Below are 18054 nucleotides of genomic sequence, written 5' to 3' on the forward strand. Positions count from 1 at the left end.
CGCCACCGGGACTAGCATGGAGTCGATGCGTAAACTTCCCAGTCCGCCGCTGTGGCTTTTCGGGCTCTTTGAGGCTATCCAGGCGGTGCTGGCGACTGCTCTATTGGTGGCTGTCCCTGTGTTGGGTGTCGGGTTGGTGCGCAGTTGGGGTGACTTTGACCCGCAGGCGATTTCCGAAGTCGCAGCCCAGGCCTGGCTGGTCATCCATGCCGTTCCGCTGAACCTTGCGGGTGTTACAGATTCGGGGTGGTTTCACCTGGTGCCGTTGGGATTTACACTGGTGCCTTTCCTGCTGTCCTGGCGCGCGGGCCGCCGTCTAGCCCAAGGGGCGTACCCGTTCCAACTGTGGCAGGGGCTTTCCGTTTTTGCTGTCACCTACGTGGCAGCGGCGGTGGCGATAGCCCGCTTCGGTGTGGACGACCCGGGAACGATGGTGTGGGCAGGGGTGGCCGCCGCTGCGCTTACCGGCCTGGGATCTCTGGTGGGCTGTTACGTAGAGGCTCGCAGCGCGACCCGGATGATCGGGGTGGACCTAGAATCCTGGGTGGAGGATCTTTCACAGCGCCTGAAATGGGCGGGAGCCTACGCGTGGGCTATGGTCCGCGGTGGTATGGTCGCGGCAGTCACAGCAGTCGGCCTCTCTGCCTTGCTATTGGCAGGTTGGGTGGGGTGGCGCTGGATGGACGTCGCCAATGCGTACCAGGAACTCGATGCAGGGGTTTCCGGCGGGGCCGGCTTGACCCTTCTGCACCTAGGCCTGGCGCCGAACCTTGTGCTGTGGGCCTTGGCGTACTCCACCGGCGCAGGGTTCAACCTGGGGTCAGGTTCTCCGGTGGGACCGTTTGCGACTGAGCTGGGCTCTGTGCCGGCCGTGCCGGTGCTCGCCGCGCTTCCCGACCAGGTTTACGAATACTCATTGGCCGTGCTGTGCCTGCCTGTTTTGGCCGGTGTTGTCGCCGGGTGGTGGCTGATGCGGGAAGGGGAGAATCACTTTGACGACTGGTGTCAGCTCAAACTGAAGCTCCGGCCTATTTCGCTGACGGTCTCCACGCTCACCCTGGCGGCGATTACAGGCATGGTGGCCGGCCTGCTGCTGATAGGCCCACTGTGGCTTTCACATATTTCGTTGGGCATGGGTCAGCTCAACGATGTGGGCCCGCATGCGGGGCTCACCGCAGGCCTCCTGGCCGCGTGGGTGGCGGCAGGAACCATCATTGGTTATCTGGCTGTCCCTGCTGCAAGGCTGCTGGTGCCGCGTCGTCGTACTGAGGAGCTTGACGACGCCGAGGAGGACTCGTTCTCCTCAAGTACCAAATAGTCAGCGCAGGCCGGGAATCGAATCGAGCATGTTGTGCTCGTAGTTTTCATAACACCGTTGTGTGGCTCTTTCCGTCACGGCACTCCTGAGGCATTCATCGAACTGCACCGACGCTTCCCAAAAGACTGCCTGAAAGCTTGCGGTGAAGAGCAGAAAGCCGAAACAGGTAACAAAGATCAGAGCGCCGACCATGATCGTGACCGGCAGCCGCTTGCGGATGGCGCGCACCAACAGGAACACCGCGACACTGACTCCGACCAGGGATGCGGCGATGGTCACAAGCCGCCATGGAAGGGGCATCTGTAGGCCCGCATAGGCGACTATCAGTGCTAGCACTAGCCAGCCTATGATCCGCGAGTAGAAGCGACGCGTGTCGTCGTCGAGCTCGGGCCGATCCTTTTTGGAGGGCGGGACTGGGGTGGGCGTCGGCGGTGTGGTCGGCTGACCTGGGGGAGGGGTGGCGCTCATGGTGACTACTAGCTTATAGGCTTGCACAGAAGTGGGCCGGGTATCCGGTTCCGGAAGAAGAGATGAGACGCAGGAGCGTACGAACGATGCGAATTGTGGTGCTGGTGTCCGGCTCGGGGTCTAACCTGCAGGCAGTGCTCGATGCTGCACAGTCGGGTGAGTTGGACGTGCAGATTGCCGCAGTTGGATCGGATGTTGCCGGTTGCGGGGGACTTCAGCGCGCCGAAGCTGCCGGACGCCCCACCTTTGCTGTGCCGTTGGAGCCGGGAGCGTCGCAGGAGCGCCGGGCAGAGTGGAACCGTGAGCTCTGCTCTGCTGTGCGTTCCCACGAGCCTGAACTGGTGGTGACCTCAGGGTTCATGAAAATTCTCTCTGAGGAATTCCTAAAATCGGTCGGCGCGCCGATCATTAACACTCACCCGGCACTGTTGCCCAGCTTCCCCGGCGCACATGGAGTGCGGGATGCGCTGGCTCACGGGGTGAAGATCACCGGCTGCACCGTGCACCAAGTCGATGCCGGTGTGGACACCGGTCCAATTCTGGCCCAAGCCGCAGTTGAGGTCAGAGAAGACGACGACGCCGCCTCACTGCACGAGCGCATCAAGGTCCAGGAACGCCGACTATTGGTCGAGACCTTGTCCGCAGTAGCGAGCGGCCAGATTCACTTAGGCGGCTAGTTCGGCTGCCTACTGCTGGGCGGGGTTGTTGTAGTACCCGCTGCGGCTGACTTCCTTCTCCCACTTGCGGTGGCGGATGTACTGGCTTGACGCAGGAAGCCACATGAGGACGATCGCCACAATGCTTAGTGCCACTGTGGCGAAGATAATTCCGTAGCTGATGCCGTCGAATCCGAGGAAGAAGAACAACAGGCTGAGCCCAGCCCAAATGGTGGCGAGAATCCGTCCGACGTTGCCGGCCATGGAGCCCAGGAATGCGGACGTCACGTAGAGGGCCAGGAGTACGAACGCCCAGACCAGTGCGATCGCCCCGATACCCAGAAGAGTGACTTCCTCCATCTCTTGTGCGCTCAGGTTCTGCAGTTCTGGGTCTTGGGCTGATTGGCGTTCCATCTCCTCCACGAACGCATCAGAGAAACCGCCTCCGAACACCTGGTCCATCGTCCGCGTGGGCAAAGTGACGAATACGTAGATGCCCCAGATAAGTGCCGTGACACCGGCTGTCAGCAGTGCAGCCAGGGCTCCCCAGAGAGTTCCTGGCCGCTTGGGCCGCTCTGGGGCAGCATACGCCTGCGGTGGATAGCCGCCCGGCTGAGTGGTGGGCTGCTGAGAACCGCCGGACTGCTGCCACGCGGGCTGATTTTGAGGAGCACCATAGGGGCTGCCTGAGGGGTTCTGATACCCCTGCTGCCAGCCTCCAGACTGCCAGCCGCCGGGCTGGCCACCGCCAGACGCTCCCCTGCCGGCGTGACCGGCTCCGGATTGACCCCATGTGGGCTCGCCATAAGGGTTGTACTGACTTCCCGACGGCGGGACACTGCTGGACTCGGCTGCCGAGGGGGTGCCGGGTTTGTTGTCGGAGTCGCTGGGACCATCATTCGGCGCATAAGCGCCATAGCGAGGCTGCGGCCGCTGCTCCTGAGACTGATCCGAAGGGGCGTCTCGGTGCGGGTCTTGCGATGCGGCGTCGTCGTTCGGCGAAGTACTCATGAACGCCACTTTAGCGCCAGGCTCTGAATTTTCTCTAGAAACTGCAAGACTGAGCCCTATGGCTGACACCGTCACTGTTCATCTGGTCCGACACGGCGAAGTGCACAACCCTGACAAAGTGCTCTACGGGAGGCTGCCCGGTTTTGGGCTCTCTGCGTTGGGCCAGCAGATGGCTGAGGGCATTGCCGAGCACTTCGTTCAGCGCGCTGAGCGCGGGCATCCTGTCCATCTTTTGGCAGCCTCTCCACTGCAGAGGGCACAGGAGACCATTGCGCCACTTGCCGGCAGGCTCAGTCTGCCAGTGACCATTGAGGACCGAGTTTTGGAGGCGGAGAACGCCTTCGAGGGTCTCTCCAATGTCAGGCGACATCTCAGGACGCCGAGATTCTGGCCGTTGCTGCGCAATCCCTTCCGGCCATCCTGGGGTGAGCCGTATAAGCACCAGGTGGAGCGCGTCCTTCAGGCGGTCAAGGATATTGCTGACCGTGCGCTCGCTGATCACGGCGATGGGGCTGAGGCGGTCATCGTCTCTCACCAGTTGCCGATCTGGGTGACCAGGTTGTGGGCCGAGCAGCGTCCGTTATGGCACGATCCACGTCAGCGCGAATGCACACTGACCTCCGTGACGAGCCTGCGCATCGGCCCCACCGGTGTGGAATCGGTCAGCTACTCCGAGCCCAATAAGGAACTAAGCAAGCAAGCCCTCGCTCTGCCCGGGGCCTAGAGGTAGTCCGCATGGGGCAGGGTCAAGACTCGTTACCCGTCGGCCCCGGAGCGTCGCGGCGGAAACGAGTCAGGGACCAACCGAAGCCCACAAGAAGCAGAGCCAGAGATCCGGCCAACCAGCCAGCCCATGACCCCGGATTGCCGAAGGCTCCGAATAGCACCGGCACCATGAGCATCAGGGCGCATCCCATCACCACCGTGCCAACTAAGGCCGTCAAGAACAATGGGGTCGGAATCTCATCTTTCATGGACCGAATACCTCACCTGCATCGTCGACAACTACCATCATTCCTTCAATTAACAATATGCATTTTCCCGCGGCGATGTCAGTCCCCTTAAGTGGACAGCTGCGAGCTGCGCCAAGAAGCGCCGTCCTCACCTTGAGCGGAGCCTGAGCTAGCGGCCGTCCAGAGCCATCAGTGCGACAGGCGTTGAACCCGCAGGCATGGACGGAAACAACGATGCGACCGTTGCGGATAGGCGATCATCGTCAAAGCCTGCGATCAGCACCGTTCTGAGATTGAGTTCGGCAGCGGCAAGGTAGATGCTCTGACTTATATGCCCAGCCTCCATCCATGCGTATCTGTCACCCCGTTGCCCGACCGGCGGCTGATCGTGAAAATGACTTTGCAGAACTGAAAGCTCGACTGTTACCACTAGCAGGGCAGAGGCTTTTTGGGCCCACTCCTCGTCCACCAAGGTGGCGGACGCCACTTCCGCGCGGTGGTCTCCCTCGATGTCGCTGAGCAACACATCGTCAGTCGGTGAATAGGTGTACGTCCCCGGGGAGAGTCCCCCGACGCCGCCTGCTATTACTCTGATACCCAACCGATAGAGTCCGTGAGCTGATGGGACCACCGAACCGCCATCCGGGCGACGTCCGAGGCCTGCGCGCAGAACGTGGGAGAGCCCATCGACATGGAGGGCGCTCCCAGTGAAAGAGCGTGTGCTGCGTCGCGCGCCGAGCAGAGCCAGGAGAGGTGTCATGCGTCGGGCAGGAAGCCTGATGACATCACGTGAAGTCACCACACCACCTTTTCACACGTCCCGCAGCCCGGAAGCCCCATGCTGGTGGTGAGAGTGGGCGTTCGTTCCGCTGTGAGTCATCACGTATTTTCTACAATGCGTAGAAGATCGTAGAATTGCCTACTGATGCGCTTCTCACCAGCCCCCAGGTTGACTCGCCGCCTCGCAGCGGCCGTGATGGTCGCTGTCTTCGCGCTGACCGCCTGCGGTTCCGATGCCAACGATGACCTCGCTCAACGCGCATCCAACGACGGCTCTAACTACATCGCAGGCGACGGTTCCGTTCAGGAGTTTGCTCCCGAGAACCGCGGTGAATCTGTCGCCTTCGAATCGGAAACATTCGACGGCGAGCCCGTTTCCGGCGAGACCTTCCAGGGTGAAGTGACCGTCATCAACTTCTGGTACGCCGCCTGCGCCCCCTGCCGCAAAGAAGCACCAGACCTGCAGGAAATCTACGAAGAGTTCGAACCCGATGGCGTCCAGTTCTACGGTGTCAACACTCGTGACACCCAGGCCACTGCAGAGGCATTCGAGCGCAACTTCGGCATCACCTACCCCTCCATGGAGGACCGTGGGGGGACCGTATTGATGTCAATGACGGATTACGTCCACCCCTCCGCAGTCCCCACAACCCTGGTTTTGGACCAGGAAGGACGGGTCACCGCACGCATCAGCGGCATCGTGGAACCGGGAACCCTACGTGCACTGATCACCACTGCCCTTGAGGAAGATCAGGCTCAGGCCGAAGCTGGCAGGGCCGACGCCGCTGGAACTCTGCCCACCACATGAGTTTGACCCTGTTGCCGGCACCGGTGATGTCATCGAATCCCTTTGCGGAGATCGTCTCCGATGGGTCGCTGCTGATCGCCGCGCCCGTGGCCCTGCTGGCTGGTCTGGTCTCCTTTCTCTCGCCCTGCGTTCTTCCGCTGGTCCCGGGTTACCTTGGCTATGTCACAGGCCTGTCCGGAGTGGAGCTTCAGGAACGGGCCCGCTCACGAATGGTGCTCGGGGCTTCTCTGTTCGTACTCGGCTTCAGCGTGGTGTTCTTGCTCATCGGGGCCGTGTTCGTCCAAGCCACTGTCTGGCTCCGGTTCGACGGTGCATGGGTCACCCAGGCCCTCGGCGTCGTCGTCATCCTCATGGGCCTGATCTTCATGGGGGCCTTCAATGTCTTCCAGCGCGAACGCAAGATCCACCGCCGTCCACCGGACGGACTGCTGGGCGCGCCCCTGCTCGGCGCCACATTCGGGATCGGCTGGGCACCCTGCATGGGCCCCACGCTGGCGGCCGTTCTGGCGCTGGTGGTCGGTGATCCCGGCGGAGCTGAACACACCCGCGGTGCACTTCTGGTCTTCATCTACTGCCTAGGTTTGGGCGTTCCGTTCATCCTCATCAGCCTCGGGATGCAGCGCGGAATGCGCGCCCTGAGCTTCTTCACCCGGCATAAGCGCACGGTCATGCGCGCAGGCGGAGGGCTTCTTGTCCTTATCGGCGTGCTGATGGCCACCGGCATCTGGAACACCTGGGTGTGGGCGCTGCAGGACTGGTTCCAATCAGAGATAGTGATGCCCATCTAATGAGCACAGACAACGACGCCGCCACGCAGGTGCAGCCCTCAGCCCATCGGGACAACGCTCGCGAAGACGCATTGAACGACGCGCAGGGCATCTCCAAGAAGGATGTCACCGCCCCTGCTCTGGGTCCGCGTGGGATGCTTCGCTGGGCCTGGACCCAGCTGACCTCCATGCGCACCGCACTGATGCTCCTGCTGCTGTTGGCGATCGCTGCCGTACCGGGATCGATCTTCCCGCAGCGGGTGCAGGACTCTTTCGCAGTCCAGACCTACATCGAGGACAATCCCACACTGGGTCCGGTCCTGGACTTCTTCCAGATGTTCGACGTCTACTCCTCGGTGTGGTTCTCAGCCATCTACATCTTGTTGTTCATCTCGCTCATCGGCTGCATTATCCCGCGTGCCCGCAAGCACTACCAGCAGATGACCAGCCCGCCACCGCGGACTCCGCGCCGACTCGATCGCCTTCCTGAGTACGGTGCGTTAGAGCTGACCAGCGATGGCCCAGATCCGGAAATTGCCCTGACTGAAGCGGGTAAAGTCCTGAAGAAGCGCCGGTACCGCGTCGATGTCCGACGCCATGAGGATGGCACCGGGTCAGTCGGCGCGGAGAAGGGATATCTGCGGGAGATCGGCAATATCGTCTTCCACGTCTCGCTGGTGGGTGTGCTGATCTTCGTGGCTGCGGGAGCCATGTTCAGCTACCGCGGCCAGAAAGTGCTCATCGAAGATGAAGCCTTCGTCAACGCTTTGGTCGCCTATGATAACTTCTATCCCGGGACGTGGTTTCAGGAGGAAAACCTTGAACCGTTCTCCATCCGGTTGGACAGTTTCGAACGCGCCTTCGACCGGCAGCTCTTCGACGGAGAACCCAACCCCAACTATGGTCAGGCGCTCGACTTCACCGCAGAGGTCACCATCCAGGACGGCCCGCAGTCTGAGCCTGAACAGACCGAGCTGAAGGTCAATCATCCGCTTTCACTCGGCGGTGGTGCACAGATCTACTTGGTGGGCAACGGTTACGCCCCGGTGATCACCATCCGTGACGGCGAGGGAGAAGTCGCGTTCTCCGGCCCCGTCATCACCCGGCCCGACGACCCCCTCTACACCTCCATGGCCGTGGTCAAAGCGCCCGACGCCGCCCCTGAACAGTTGGGCTTTGTGGGACTGTTCTTGCCCACCGCCCACGACACCGGCGACGGTCTAGCGATCTCGATCGATCCTGAGCTCGGGAACCCAGAACTGCACCTGAACTCCTACGCCGGCGACCTCGGACTCGACGAAGGCGTGCCGCAGAACGTCTACGTCCTGGACACAGAAGACCTGACCGAGCTGAACGCACGCGACGCTGATGCCGGCGGCATCGCGATCGGTCCCGGGGAAACGCACGAGCTGCCGGAGGGCCTCGGATCCATCGAGTTCGAGGTAGTCCAGGACTATGTCGCCATCGACATCCACTACAACCCCGGCACAACCGCCATCCTCATTTTTGCGCTCACCGCCACAGCCGGGCTGATCACCAGCCTGTTCCTGCGCCGGAGACGGGCTTGGGTCACCGTGGAACAGAATGAACACGGGCGTACACTGGTCTCCTACGGACTGCTCGCCCGCGGCGAAGACTTCCGGCTCCGCGATGAGAACATCGCCCTGCGCACCGAGTTTGAAAAAACCTGGCCGGTCCGTCCCCCAGAGGAGAACAACGAGTCATGACTGTAGCGCCGCTGTCGGCACACCTGCCCCAGATCAATGTGGAGTTGGCCGAATACTCAGAGCTGTTCATGCTGATCAGCGCCTTCATCTACACCTTCGCGTTCATCCTGTTCACCGTAGACCTGGTGCGTAGCTCTGCCACCATCCGGCGGGTAGAGGCCGAGCTCGCCGCCGAGCAGCAGGAAGAACGTACCCGCCGGCTCGTCGGAGCAGCCGCCCCAGGGCACGACGCCGCCTCCGCACCACCGTCTCAACCCACCGCCACCGATGCGGAACTGGTCGACGATGACCTCGCCTACATGGGCGCCAGCCGCCCCTTCGCCAATGTTGCGGTGGCCCTTACCGCCGTCGCCGCCGCGGCCCACGGCTTCGCCGTGATCGCCCGCGGTGTCGCGGCCGCCAGGTGGCCTTTGGCCAATATGTACGAGTTCCTCACCGCAGCTGCCCTGCTGGTAAGCGTGGTGTTCCTCCTGGTTCTGCTTCGCCGTGACCTGCGCTTCCTGGGAATCTTCGTTCTTGGTCTGGTGGTCACCATGATGGCCGGCGCCACTATGGGTTTCCCCACGCCGATCGGTCACGTGCAGCCCGCCCTGCAGAGCCCGTGGATTGCCATCCACGTCACCTTGGCCGTCTCGGCCATGGCAGTCTTCACGCTCACATTCGCCATGAACGTCCTTCAGCTGGTCCAGTCTCGGCGCGAGCGAGTACTAGAGGGGGAACCGAAGGGTCGGTTTGAAAGGAATCTCGGCAAAGCGCAGTTCATGCGTCTGGTGCCCAGCGCCTTCTCACTGGAGTCCTGGGCCTATCGGCTCAATGCGGTCGGGTTCGTCTTCTGGACTTTAGGGCCGCTGATCACGGGGGCGATCTGGGCCAACGAATCCTGGGGCCGGTACTGGGGTTGGGACCCCAAAGAAGTCTGGACGTTCGTCATCTGGGTCGTCTACGCCGGCTACCTGCACGCCCGAGCGACTCGTGGCTGGACCGGCAACCGTGCGGCCTGGCTGTCGATCATCGGGTTCATCTGCATCATCATCAACTACACCGTCGTCAACATTTGGTTCCCCGGCCTGCACTCCTACGCCGGGTTGCCTGAGTAACCGGGGGACCGAACCATGGCTGTGCTCAAGTACTCCGCCCTGCGGCTGGGCATCTTCGCCGTCGTCTTCTTCGGATGTCTCTACATCGATCTGGGCCGCTTCACGATCATCTTCGCCGTGATCATCGGTTTAGCGGTGTCATGGACCGTCAGCTACTTGTTTTTCAATAACTGGCGCGTGGCAGCTGGTGAGCAACTGGCCGGATGGTTGGGCCGGCGGCGTCGTTCTACGGCGGAGGAAGAGGACAACGCAGCAGAGGATGAGCTCGCCGAGCAGTACCATGAAACGGCAGAGGAGCCTGTGAGGCCTGACCTGGATCAACAGGAGCGGCCCGAAAGGCGGCCGGAGGAGTGATTCCTGGGTCCGCGCGGAGCGGAAACGGGCACGCCCGAACTCTGCGTCTACTACCCTAGATGGCATGGTTCGGGTTTTTATGGCTCTCGGCGTAGTCGCCCTCGGTCTGCTGATTTACAGCACGGTCGACTGCATTCAGACGCCCAAGCACAAAGTGCGTGTGCTGCCGAAGGTCGCCTGGGTGCCCATCATCATTCTGCTTCCACTCCTCGGTGCCGGGCTTTGGTTGGGCTTCGGCAAGGCCCGAGGCGGCGGCGGAGGCGGAGGCGGCCAACGCAGAGGACCGACCGCCCCGGATGACGACCCAGAATTCCTGCGAAATGTAGAATTCCAGCGCCGTCAAGCCCAGCGCCGAGAAGAAGAGGCACGGCGTCAGGCGGAGGAAAGCCGCCGGAAGCGCGAAGCTGAGCAGCGAGCTGCAAAGAAAAACCAAGAAAAGAAGGATGATGACCGCGGCGCAGGAACCAATGACTGACCCGGTGCGGCCCGCTGTTGTCTCCGATACCTTCGATCCCCACCAGTGGCGCGTGGTTGAGGGCTTCGACTTCACCGACATCACTTATCACCGACGCGTGGAGCGCCACCATGACGGCACCACTGTCCGGGACCTTCCCGCAGTGAGAGTGGCCTTTGACCGTCCTGAGGTGCGCAACGCATTCCGCCCCCACACAGTGGACGAACTCTACCGAGCGCTAGACCATGCCCGGATGACGCCAGACGTCGGAGCTGTCCTGCTCACTGGCAATGGACCCTCACCCAAAGATGGGGGGCACTCCTTCTGCTCAGGCGGGGACCAGCGCATCCGAGGCCGAGACGGATACCGTTACGCCGAAGGTGATACCTCAGAAACGATCGACCCGGCCAAAGCCGGACGCCTGCACATCCTCGAGGTGCAGCGACTCATCCGCACCATGCCCAAAGTAGTCATCGCCGTAGTCAACGGATGGGCTGCCGGTGGTGGGCACTCCCTTCACGTGGTGTGCGACCTGACTATCGCCTCCCGCCAGCATGGGAAGTTCAAACAGACCGACGCCACCGTGGGATCCTTCGACGCTGGCTACGGTTCCGCGCTCCTAGCCCGCCAAGTCGGGCAGAAGAAGGCGCGGGAGATCTTCTTCCTGGCCCGTGAGCACAGCGCCGAAGACATGGTGACCGCAGGCGCGGTCAATGAGGCAGTTGACCATGAGCACTTGGAGACAGTTGCCCTGGAGTACGCCACCGATATCGCCAGGCAGTCGCCGCAGGCGGTGCGCATGCTCAAATTCGCATTCAACGCCCCAGACGACGGTCTGGCTGGCCAGCAAGTCTTCGCGGGGGAGGCTACTCGCATGGGGTACATGACCGACGAAGCTGTCGAGGGCCGTGATGCTTTCCTGCAGAAGCGTCAGCCGAACTGGTCCGATTTCCCCTATTACTACTAAATGAGCGTGCTTCCTCTGTCATGTGAATGGTCATGACGGCGGGGATAGGTCGCTGCCGACTTGGGGACGCACCTGCTTTGAGCAGCCGGCCCATCACAGCACGCTGACGTTCCCAGGCGCCAAGTTGGGTTCCGGGTAGGCAAAGCCGCACTATGCCATCTGGGCCTCAGAGTCACCTCCAGCACTTGTTATAGTTGATGTATAACAAGTATGGTTTAGGGGTGTTGTTCCGAATTGATCCCAGTTCAAGTCAACCGCTTTTTGAGCAGCTAGCGGCTCAGGTGCGGCTGGCTTTGCTGGCCGGAGACCTGGCTCATGGTGAGCGCCTCCCTTCAGCCCGTGAAATCGCAGAGGCGCTGCAGATCAATCAGCACACCGTGCTCCACGCTTACCAATCACTGAGAGACGAGGGCCTGCTCGAGCTGCGTCGAGGTCGTGGAGCTGTCATCACCGCCAGATCCACAGACCACTATCAAGGCTTGGCCCACTCTTTGGAAGCCGTGCGAACAGAAGCCCGGCGCCTGGGAATTCCACTATCAGCAGTCGCCAGAATGATCGAACAACCTACCGAGGGAGCAGCATGAGCGCGTCAGCGACAAAAAATGAGCAGCCTGCTGTGCCATACCTGGGACGCCGACTCGTGTGGGGTGTCCTGATACCTGTCTTTGTCACCGGGGCAGCATTCATACTGGCCCTCAGCTGGGCGCCTCGCCTGCCTGAGGAGGTCGCACTTCACTGGGGAGAAGGCGTCAACCGAACGGGGCCGGTCGATGAGCTGCTGTGGACGAACGGGGCGATCGCCGTGCTGAGCTTGGTGACATTGGCGGTCTTCGCCCTGACCGTTGGTAGAACTTCCTTTGTGCGCCGCCTCGTTCTCGGGCTTGCCACGGGGCAGTCCGTATTTTTCGCTGGACTCTTGCTTGCCCCCTTGGCTGTTCAACTCGACACCGAGTCCGGCACGGTTCCGGAAGGCCTCGGTGCGAACCTGCTGGTTGCCGCGGCTCTGGGGCTCTGTACAGGTATTGTCGCCGCCCTGGCCGCGGGCAATGACGGCAGGTTGCCGGCGACGGGACGGGTCGCCGGTGACAAGGTCCACCTTGGTACTCATGAACGCGCAGTATGGACGGTGCGAGTGACTCCTGCCCCTAAGCTACTAGTAGTGGGTGCCCTTGGGGGAGCTGCAGTACTGGGGATTCTGGCCTGGGTCTCCTGGATCAGTGACTCCTGGTTTGGGTTCGTAGCGGGTGTGATGGTCTTGGCACTGGTGTCCATCACGTTGGTCTGGCGGGTGAGAGTTGACTCGCGAGGTCTGACTGCCCAGACCGCCTTGGGCTGGCCCCGACTTCACGTTCCATCAGAAGAGGTGGAAGGAGCCGAATCGAGAGTAGTGGCGAGTCCGCTGAAGGAGTTCGGCGGATGGGGAATCCGCACCTCACTCTCGGAACCAAGCGGAACTGTAGGGGTGATCATTCGTGGTGGGGACGCCATAGACATTTCTCGCAGCGGCCAGCGGCGCGTGGTTGTCACTGTCAACGATGCCTCCACGGGGGCCGCGCTTCTCAATACCTTGGCGCAACGGAGCCGCACTACTCTCGACAGTGAAATATAGGCGACATCCCAGTTTCTCAGTTGTAGCTTGACTTGCTCCGCAATTCATTCGCAGACGAGTTCCTCGAACACCTAGAGGAGGCAGCGCAGGGGAGAATATCGGCGCTCAAACTGTCGAATTGGCCCCGAGACGGGAAGGCTCGTTGCCATAGAGACTCAGACGTTGTCAGGAGCGCAGAGGCACCTGCTCTACCATGAGAATTATGTTTGATCATGGGGAGGGTCCAACAAAACTCCTTGTCGGAGACCCTAGGGAACCGTTCGCCCAGCCCGTGATCGGGTCACCTGTGATTCTTCGCAACCCTGCAGCAGCGCCATCATGCCGGGTGAGGAGTGGTAGTGGCGACTGAATTCAGGAACTCATCTGAAGGGCACCCGAGTTCGGGCCAGCACCGAATGGTCGCACTGGACGCAGCACGCGCCCTCGCGGTTATCGGCATGATTGCTGTCAACACTGGGCCCCGCGGGGACTATGACCTGCTCGAGATGCTCTACCGCATTCCTCACGGCCGAGCCTCGCTGCTGTTCGTTCTGCTCGGTGGCATAGGTGTATCGCTGATGACACGTCACTATCGCCAAATGCAGGCGCCCCTGCCCTGGGCGGCACTTCTGTGGCGTTGTCTGCTGCTCCTGCTGGGAGGGTTGGCTCTCCAAGAGCTTGAGCATGACGTTGCTGTAATACTGCAGATCTACGCGCTTTTGATTCTCTTTTCTATTCCTCTCCTCCGACGCTCCGGGAAGACTCTGCTCGTCGTCTCTGCGCTCAGCGTCATCATGGGGCCACTGATCTGGATAGCAATTCAATCCCAGACGGATGGTCGCTTCGACCGAGAACCTGTCTCTGCCTCTGACGCACCCTGGGAAATCCTCACGGGGATCGTCTTCACTGGGCCATACCCACTAATTGTCTGGGCAGCTCCTTTTGTATTGGGGATCTGGTTGGGACGCCAGAAACTCACCGAACCTAAAGTGAGTACGGGCCTGATCCTTTATGGTGCGATCGCTGCCGTGGGAGCCAGGTTGCTTTCCGCGGCCCTGGTCAGCCTCTTCGGCGAGCCCACCAGTCATATAGCGTGGCAGCGGCTGTTCAGTGCCGTAGCACATTCTCAGATGCCGCTCTGGCTGATCAGCGCTACTGGTTCCGCAGCGTTCGTCCTGGGGCTGTGCCTCAAGGTGCGTAGCTGGTCTCAGCCGTGGTTGTCTCCCCTAATCTTCCTGGGACAAACTGCTCTGACCGCCTACGTTGGGCACCTTCTGATCCTTGCATTCGTCGTCCGTCCTGGACCTGAGAACCTAGCCCAAGGCGTGATCGCTACAGCTGGGACGGTAGCTGCGCTCATGGCTTTTGCGTGGCTTTGGCGGCGGCATTTCACACGGGGTCCTCTAGAAGCTCTCCTGCGAACGCCAAAACGGCGCAATCGCCTACGCTGATTCTCCGTTCGAGGCCCCTGGTTCTGCGCTGGAACTGCTGAGCCTCTTCGCTAGAGCACTCAATGGACTCATCCCCGTCACCTCACTCGAGACGCTCCTCCGGTGGTATGTCCCATCTAACGAGGACAGATCCAGGGCTCTTTCTTTTCGCCCTTGACTTCCCCTCCTTGGAAAGCGTATAAAGAGGAGCATACATATACCCCCTATGGGTATCAAAGCGAAGGAGTCGACGGATGAACACGACACAGACTTACACGGTCACCGGGATGAGCTGCGGGCACTGCGAAAGCGCGATCCGGGCTGAGGTCTCCGAGATCGCTGGCGTCACCGGCATCGAAGTGGATGCCCAGAGCGGCCGCCTGGCCCTCACCAGCGAGCGGCCCATCGATGACGCCGAAGTGATCACGGCAGTCGATGAAGCCGGCTACGCCGCCGTCAGGAGCTGAGATGAATGCCCCTGCACGGCTGGGCCTGTACGGGCTGATCCTCGTGGCCGTGTTCGCTGTGGCCGGATTCACCGCGAACGCAGTTATCGACGAGGACACTGTGCAGGCCTGGGTAGAGGAGACCCCTGAGAATCACCACGCAGCAGAAGGAGACGATGGGATGAGCAGTGGTGGGCACCGGGGCCATGTGGTTGATGCGGCACCTCTTGGCCTCAGTTTGGCTCAGGACGGTTACCAGCTCACCAACGTGAGTGCTCCGAGTTCGACCGACTCCGAGGGCGAGATCTCGCTGATCGTGAGCGGACCCGGGGGAGAGCCGGTGACCGGTTTTGAACTCGACCACGAACAAGAGATGCACCTGATCACGGTGCGCTCCGATGGGCAGTACTTCCGGCATGTCCATCCCGAGCGCGACGAAGCCGGCACCTGGTCGATCCCCTGGGAATGGGAGGCGGCAGGCAGCTACCGGGTCTTCGCCGACTTTGTACCCGAAGACACCGGTGAGGGCATGACCCTATCCACCACGCTGGAGGTCGCCGGTGACTACGATCCGGGGCCGGCCGATGAGCTAGTCACCGCGACCACGGTGAATGGTTTCGAAGTGGCTGTGGAGGGTGACCTGGTCGCTGGATCGGCCTCCGAGTTGACGATGACGATCACCGCTGGCGGGGAACCGGTCACCGCGTTGGAACCGTACCTCGGCGCGTTCGGTCACCTGGTGGCCCTGCGTCACGGGGACCTGGCCTACCTGCATGTACACCCTCACGGTGACGCCCCCGAGGTTGGTGACACCGCGGGGGCGGAGATCGTCTTCGAGGTCACGACCCCCACTGAGGGCCGGTATCTGCTGTACCTGGACTTCCAAGTCGACGGAGAGGTTCATACTGCACCGCTGGTGATCGACACTGTCGCCGGTGGGGATGGCACCAGCGGTGACACCGGTGATGGGCACGGGCAGAACCAGCACGAGGGAGGAGATCATCATGACCACTGAGCACACCGGCACCGATGTGAATCTCATAGGCGTGGAACTGCAGATCGGTGGGATGACGTGTGCCTCGTGCGCGAACCGGATCGAGAAGAAGCTCAATAAGCTCGAGGGAGTCGAAGCGAGCGTCAACTACGCCACAGAGAAGGCCAACGTCACCGCGCCCGAGGGCTATGACCCGGGACTACTGATCGCGGAGGTGGAGAAGACCGGCTACACCGCTGAGCTTCCCACCCCCCAGGGCTCCAAAACCAGCGACAGTGAGGAGGGCGAGTCTGGTGAGGATGCTGAGATCAGGGTACTCAAACAGCGTCTGATCGGTGCGGCCGTCCTATCGGTGCCTGTGATCGCGATGGCGATGATCCCGGCCCTGCAGTTCGACTATTGGGGTTTTGCCTCTCTGGTCCTGGCGGCGCCGGTCGTGGTGTGGGCTGGCTGGCCCTTCCATAAGGCTGCCTGGGCGAACTTTAAGCATGGTGCAGCGACCATGGATACGCTGATCTCGGTGGGCACAAGCGCTGCGCTCATCTGGTCGATCGTCGCTCTGTTCTTCGGAACTGCTGGCCAACCAGGCGTAGTCCACCCCTTCGAGTTGACCATCTCGCGTACCGACGGTCTGGGGCACATCTATCTGGAAGTCGGGGCCGGGGTGATCACCTTCATCCTGCTGGGCCGCTACTTCGAGAAGCGCTCCAAACGCCAGGCCGGGGCAGCCCTGCGCGCCCTGTTAGAACTCGGGGCGAAGGAAGTCTCGATCCTGAGAAACGGTACTGAGCAGCGCGTATCCGTCGACGAACTCTCTGTCGGTGACGAGTTTGTCGTCCGTCCCGGCGAGAAGATTGCCACCGACGGGGTGATCACTTCGGGCAGCTCAGCGATCGACGCCTCGATGCTCACCGGCGAATCCGTTCCCGTCGAAGTCGCTGTGGGTGACAACGTCACCGGCGCCACCGTCAATGCCGGAGGCCGGGTGGTGGTCAAGGCCACCAGGATCGGTTCGGACACCCAACTGGCGCAGATGGCCAAGATGGTCGAGGACGCCCAGTCCGGCAAAGCTGAGATCCAACGACTCGCCGACCGAGTCTCGGCAGTGTTCGTCCCCGTGGCCATCGCGGTGGCAGCCGCCACCCTCGGCGCATGGCTCATGGCCGGATTCCCGGTCAGCGCGGCGTTCACCGCGACCGTCGCAGTCCTGATCATCGCCTGCCCGTGCGCACTCGGACTGGCCACCCCCACCGCGCTGCTGGTCGGCACCGGCCGGGGAGCCCAGATGGGGGTGATCATCAAGGGCCCCGAGATCTTGGAGTCCACTCGCAAAGTAGACACGATCGTGCTGGATAAGACCGGCACGGTCACCACCGGCAAGATGACCCTTACCGAGACAATCACCGCAGAGGGCGTCGCTCGCGAGGATCTCGTGCGGATCGCTGGAGGTTTGGAGGACTACTCCGAACACCCCATCGCCCAGGCCATTGCCGCCGGAGCCACCGCCGAGGTCGGTGAATTACCCACCCCGGAGTCCTTCGAAAACATCGAAGGCCAGGGCGTCCAAGGCGTGATCGATGGACACGCCGTCCTCGTCGGCCGTGAGACGTTTCTGGCCGACGGGTCCATACACCTCGATGAGCATCTCAAGACCGCCAAACAGGCCGCCGAGGCAGAGGGCAAGACCGCTATCGCTGTCGGCTGGGACGGCACAGCACGCGGTGTGCTGGTGGTCTCCGATCAGATCAAGCCCACCTCCGCTGAGGCCATCACCCAGTTCAAAGAACTCGGACTGACCCCGGTGCTCCTGACCGGTGACAACCAGACTGTGGCCGAACAGGTCGCATCAGAGGTCGGCATCGAGAAGGTGATCGCCGAAGTCCTGCCCAAGGACAAGGTCGACGTCGTCGTCCGGCTCCAAGACGAGGGCAAGGTCGTGGCGATGGTCGGAGACGGCGTCAACGACGCCCCTGCTCTGGCCCAGGCCGACCTCGGCCTGGCGATGGGCACCGGCACCGATGTGGCCATCGAAGCGGCTGACATCACCCTGGTCCGCGGAGACCTCCGGGCCGCCGCCGATGCGATCCGCCTGGCGCGAAAGACTCTGCGCACGATCAAGCAGAACCTGTTCTGGGCCTTCGGCTACAACACCACTGCGATCCCGATCGCAGCCTTCGGACTGCTTAATCCGATGCTGGCCGGAGCAGCCATGGCCTTCTCTAGTGTCTCGGTGGTC

The 18054-nt window shown here is 61.8% G+C and carries 20 protein-coding genes; 16 read left to right on the forward strand and 4 right to left on the reverse strand.

The annotated features are described in order from the left end of the window. The coding region (locus tag FH975_RS13780) for a cell division protein PerM (RefSeq protein WP_235928740.1) at nt 1-1318 on the forward strand (1318 nt) is incomplete at its 5' end. Here the strand turns inward: FH975_RS13780 and FH975_RS13785 are convergent. Beyond that, complete coding sequence (locus tag FH975_RS13785; protein WP_153078402.1) at nt 1319-1786, reverse strand: hypothetical protein; 468 nt, start codon at nt 1784-1786, stop codon at nt 1319-1321. 86 nt (nt 1787-1872) lie between these two features. On the opposite strand from FH975_RS13785, the gene purN reads away from it, so the two are divergent. Beyond that, complete coding sequence (purN, locus tag FH975_RS13790; RefSeq protein WP_162321844.1) at nt 1873-2463, forward strand: phosphoribosylglycinamide formyltransferase; 591 nt, start codon at nt 1873-1875, stop codon at nt 2461-2463. 9 nt (nt 2464-2472) lie between these two features. Here the strand turns inward: purN and FH975_RS13795 are convergent, their stop codons facing one another. Beyond that, nucleotides 2473-3453 (reverse strand): hypothetical protein, encoded by a 981-nt coding sequence (locus tag FH975_RS13795; protein WP_162321845.1) that lies wholly within the window; start codon nt 3451-3453, stop codon nt 2473-2475. Nucleotides 3454-3511: 58 nt separating this feature from the next. On the opposite strand from FH975_RS13795, the gene FH975_RS13800 reads away from it, so the two are divergent. Continuing rightward, complete coding sequence (locus FH975_RS13800) at nt 3512-4177, forward strand: histidine phosphatase family protein (RefSeq protein WP_162321846.1); 666 nt, start codon at nt 3512-3514, stop codon at nt 4175-4177. Between the two features lie 22 nt (nt 4178-4199). Here FH975_RS13800 and FH975_RS13805 read toward each other — a convergent pair whose 3' ends face one another. Next, nucleotides 4200-4427, reverse strand: a complete 228-nt coding sequence (locus FH975_RS13805) for a hypothetical protein (RefSeq protein WP_162321847.1) — start codon at nt 4425-4427, stop codon at nt 4200-4202. 148 nt (nt 4428-4575) lie between these two features. Further along, nucleotides 4576-5205, reverse strand: a complete 630-nt coding sequence (locus FH975_RS13810; protein WP_162321848.1) for a SagB/ThcOx family dehydrogenase — start codon at nt 5203-5205, stop codon at nt 4576-4578. Between the two features lie 126 nt (nt 5206-5331). Here FH975_RS13810 and FH975_RS13815 point away from each other — a divergent pair, with 126 nt between their 5' ends. From FH975_RS13815 to FH975_RS13875, 13 genes are all read left to right on the forward strand, one after another. Next, nucleotides 5332-5994: a TlpA family protein disulfide reductase gene (locus FH975_RS13815; protein WP_407938637.1), complete on the forward strand. Its 663-nt coding sequence runs from the start codon at nt 5332-5334 to the stop codon at nt 5992-5994. After that, on the forward strand, nt 5991-6782 hold the full coding sequence (locus FH975_RS13820; protein WP_235928741.1) for a cytochrome c biogenesis CcdA family protein: 792 nt from the start codon (nt 5991-5993) through the stop codon (nt 6780-6782). The genes FH975_RS13815 and FH975_RS13820 overlap by 4 nt, the downstream gene beginning before the upstream one ends. Then, the gene (resB, locus tag FH975_RS13825; protein ID WP_162321849.1) at nt 6782-8488 is read left to right on the forward strand and encodes a cytochrome c biogenesis protein ResB; all 1707 of its coding nucleotides are present in this window, start codon (nt 6782-6784) and stop codon (nt 8486-8488) included. Before FH975_RS13820 ends, resB begins: the two co-directional genes overlap by 1 nt. Beyond that, the gene (gene ccsB / locus FH975_RS13830; protein ID WP_162321850.1) at nt 8485-9585 is read left to right on the forward strand and encodes a c-type cytochrome biogenesis protein CcsB; all 1101 of its coding nucleotides are present in this window, start codon (nt 8485-8487) and stop codon (nt 9583-9585) included. Before resB ends, ccsB begins: the two co-directional genes overlap by 4 nt. Before the next feature lie 15 nt (nt 9586-9600). After that, on the forward strand, nt 9601-9939 hold the full coding sequence (locus FH975_RS13835; protein WP_162321851.1) for a DUF4229 domain-containing protein: 339 nt from the start codon (nt 9601-9603) through the stop codon (nt 9937-9939). Nucleotides 9940-10003: 64 nt separating this feature from the next. Beyond that, the gene (locus FH975_RS13840) at nt 10004-10414 is read left to right on the forward strand and encodes a PLD nuclease N-terminal domain-containing protein (RefSeq protein WP_153078392.1); all 411 of its coding nucleotides are present in this window, start codon (nt 10004-10006) and stop codon (nt 10412-10414) included. Continuing rightward, the gene (locus FH975_RS13845; protein ID WP_153078391.1) at nt 10407-11360 is read left to right on the forward strand and encodes a 1,4-dihydroxy-2-naphthoyl-CoA synthase; all 954 of its coding nucleotides are present in this window, start codon (nt 10407-10409) and stop codon (nt 11358-11360) included. The genes FH975_RS13840 and FH975_RS13845 overlap by 8 nt, the downstream gene beginning before the upstream one ends. Nucleotides 11361-11581: 221 nt before the next feature. Continuing rightward, nucleotides 11582-11944, forward strand: coding sequence for a GntR family transcriptional regulator (locus FH975_RS13850; protein WP_153078390.1), 363 nt, complete (start codon nt 11582-11584; stop codon nt 11942-11944). Then, nucleotides 11941-12969: an SdpI family protein gene (locus FH975_RS13855; protein ID WP_162321852.1), complete on the forward strand. Its 1029-nt coding sequence runs from the start codon at nt 11941-11943 to the stop codon at nt 12967-12969. The genes FH975_RS13850 and FH975_RS13855 overlap by 4 nt, the downstream gene beginning before the upstream one ends. Nucleotides 12970-13307: 338 nt before the next feature. After that, nucleotides 13308-14399: a DUF418 domain-containing protein gene (locus FH975_RS13860; protein WP_162321853.1), complete on the forward strand. Its 1092-nt coding sequence runs from the start codon at nt 13308-13310 to the stop codon at nt 14397-14399. A gap of 233 nt (nt 14400-14632) precedes the next feature. Then, entirely contained in the window at nt 14633-14845 is a 213-nt protein-coding gene (locus FH975_RS13865; protein WP_162321854.1) for a heavy-metal-associated domain-containing protein, read from the forward strand. Between the two features lies 1 nt (nt 14846). Beyond that, nucleotides 14847-15839: a heavy-metal-associated domain-containing protein gene (locus tag FH975_RS13870; protein WP_162321855.1), complete on the forward strand. Its 993-nt coding sequence runs from the start codon at nt 14847-14849 to the stop codon at nt 15837-15839. Further along, the coding region (locus FH975_RS13875; protein ID WP_162321856.1) for a heavy metal translocating P-type ATPase at nt 15829-18054 on the forward strand (2226 nt) is incomplete at its 3' end. The genes FH975_RS13870 and FH975_RS13875, both read left to right, overlap by 11 nt.

It is taken from the genome of Nesterenkonia haasae (assembly GCF_010119385.1).
In the GTDB taxonomy this organism is placed as follows: domain Bacteria; phylum Actinomycetota; class Actinomycetes; order Actinomycetales; family Micrococcaceae; genus Nesterenkonia; species Nesterenkonia haasae.

What these genes read in the sequence shown, in the direction of transcription:
- FH975_RS13805 (WP_162321847.1), bottom strand. Translation starts at nt 4,427, where the DNA reads ATGAAAGATGAGATTCCGACCCCATTGTTCTTGACGGCCTTAGTTGGC.
- ccsB (WP_162321850.1), top strand. Translation starts at nt 8,485, where the DNA reads ATGACTGTAGCGCCGCTGTCGGCACACCTGCCCCAGATCAATGTGGAG.
- FH975_RS13820 (WP_235928741.1), top strand. Translation starts at nt 5,991, where the DNA reads ATGAGTTTGACCCTGTTGCCGGCACCGGTGATGTCATCGAATCCCTTT.
- FH975_RS13870 (WP_162321855.1), top strand. Translation starts at nt 14,847, where the DNA reads ATGAATGCCCCTGCACGGCTGGGCCTGTACGGGCTGATCCTCGTGGCC.
- FH975_RS13785 (WP_153078402.1), bottom strand. Translation starts at nt 1,786, where the DNA reads ATGAGCGCCACCCCTCCCCCAGGTCAGCCGACCACACCGCCGACGCCC.
- FH975_RS13795 (WP_162321845.1), bottom strand. Translation starts at nt 3,453, where the DNA reads ATGAGTACTTCGCCGAACGACGACGCCGCATCGCAAGACCCGCACCGA.
- FH975_RS13865 (WP_162321854.1), top strand. Translation starts at nt 14,633, where the DNA reads ATGAACACGACACAGACTTACACGGTCACCGGGATGAGCTGCGGGCAC.
- FH975_RS13800 (WP_162321846.1), top strand. Translation starts at nt 3,512, where the DNA reads ATGGCTGACACCGTCACTGTTCATCTGGTCCGACACGGCGAAGTGCAC.
- FH975_RS13845 (WP_153078391.1), top strand. Translation starts at nt 10,407, where the DNA reads ATGACTGACCCGGTGCGGCCCGCTGTTGTCTCCGATACCTTCGATCCC.
- FH975_RS13835 (WP_162321851.1), top strand. Translation starts at nt 9,601, where the DNA reads ATGGCTGTGCTCAAGTACTCCGCCCTGCGGCTGGGCATCTTCGCCGTC.
- resB (WP_162321849.1), top strand. Translation starts at nt 6,782, where the DNA reads ATGAGCACAGACAACGACGCCGCCACGCAGGTGCAGCCCTCAGCCCAT.
- FH975_RS13815 (WP_407938637.1), top strand. Translation starts at nt 5,332, where the DNA reads ATGCGCTTCTCACCAGCCCCCAGGTTGACTCGCCGCCTCGCAGCGGCC.
- FH975_RS13840 (WP_153078392.1), top strand. Translation starts at nt 10,004, where the DNA reads ATGGTTCGGGTTTTTATGGCTCTCGGCGTAGTCGCCCTCGGTCTGCTG.
- FH975_RS13855 (WP_162321852.1), top strand. Translation starts at nt 11,941, where the DNA reads ATGAGCGCGTCAGCGACAAAAAATGAGCAGCCTGCTGTGCCATACCTG.
- purN (WP_162321844.1), top strand. Translation starts at nt 1,873, where the DNA reads ATGCGAATTGTGGTGCTGGTGTCCGGCTCGGGGTCTAACCTGCAGGCA.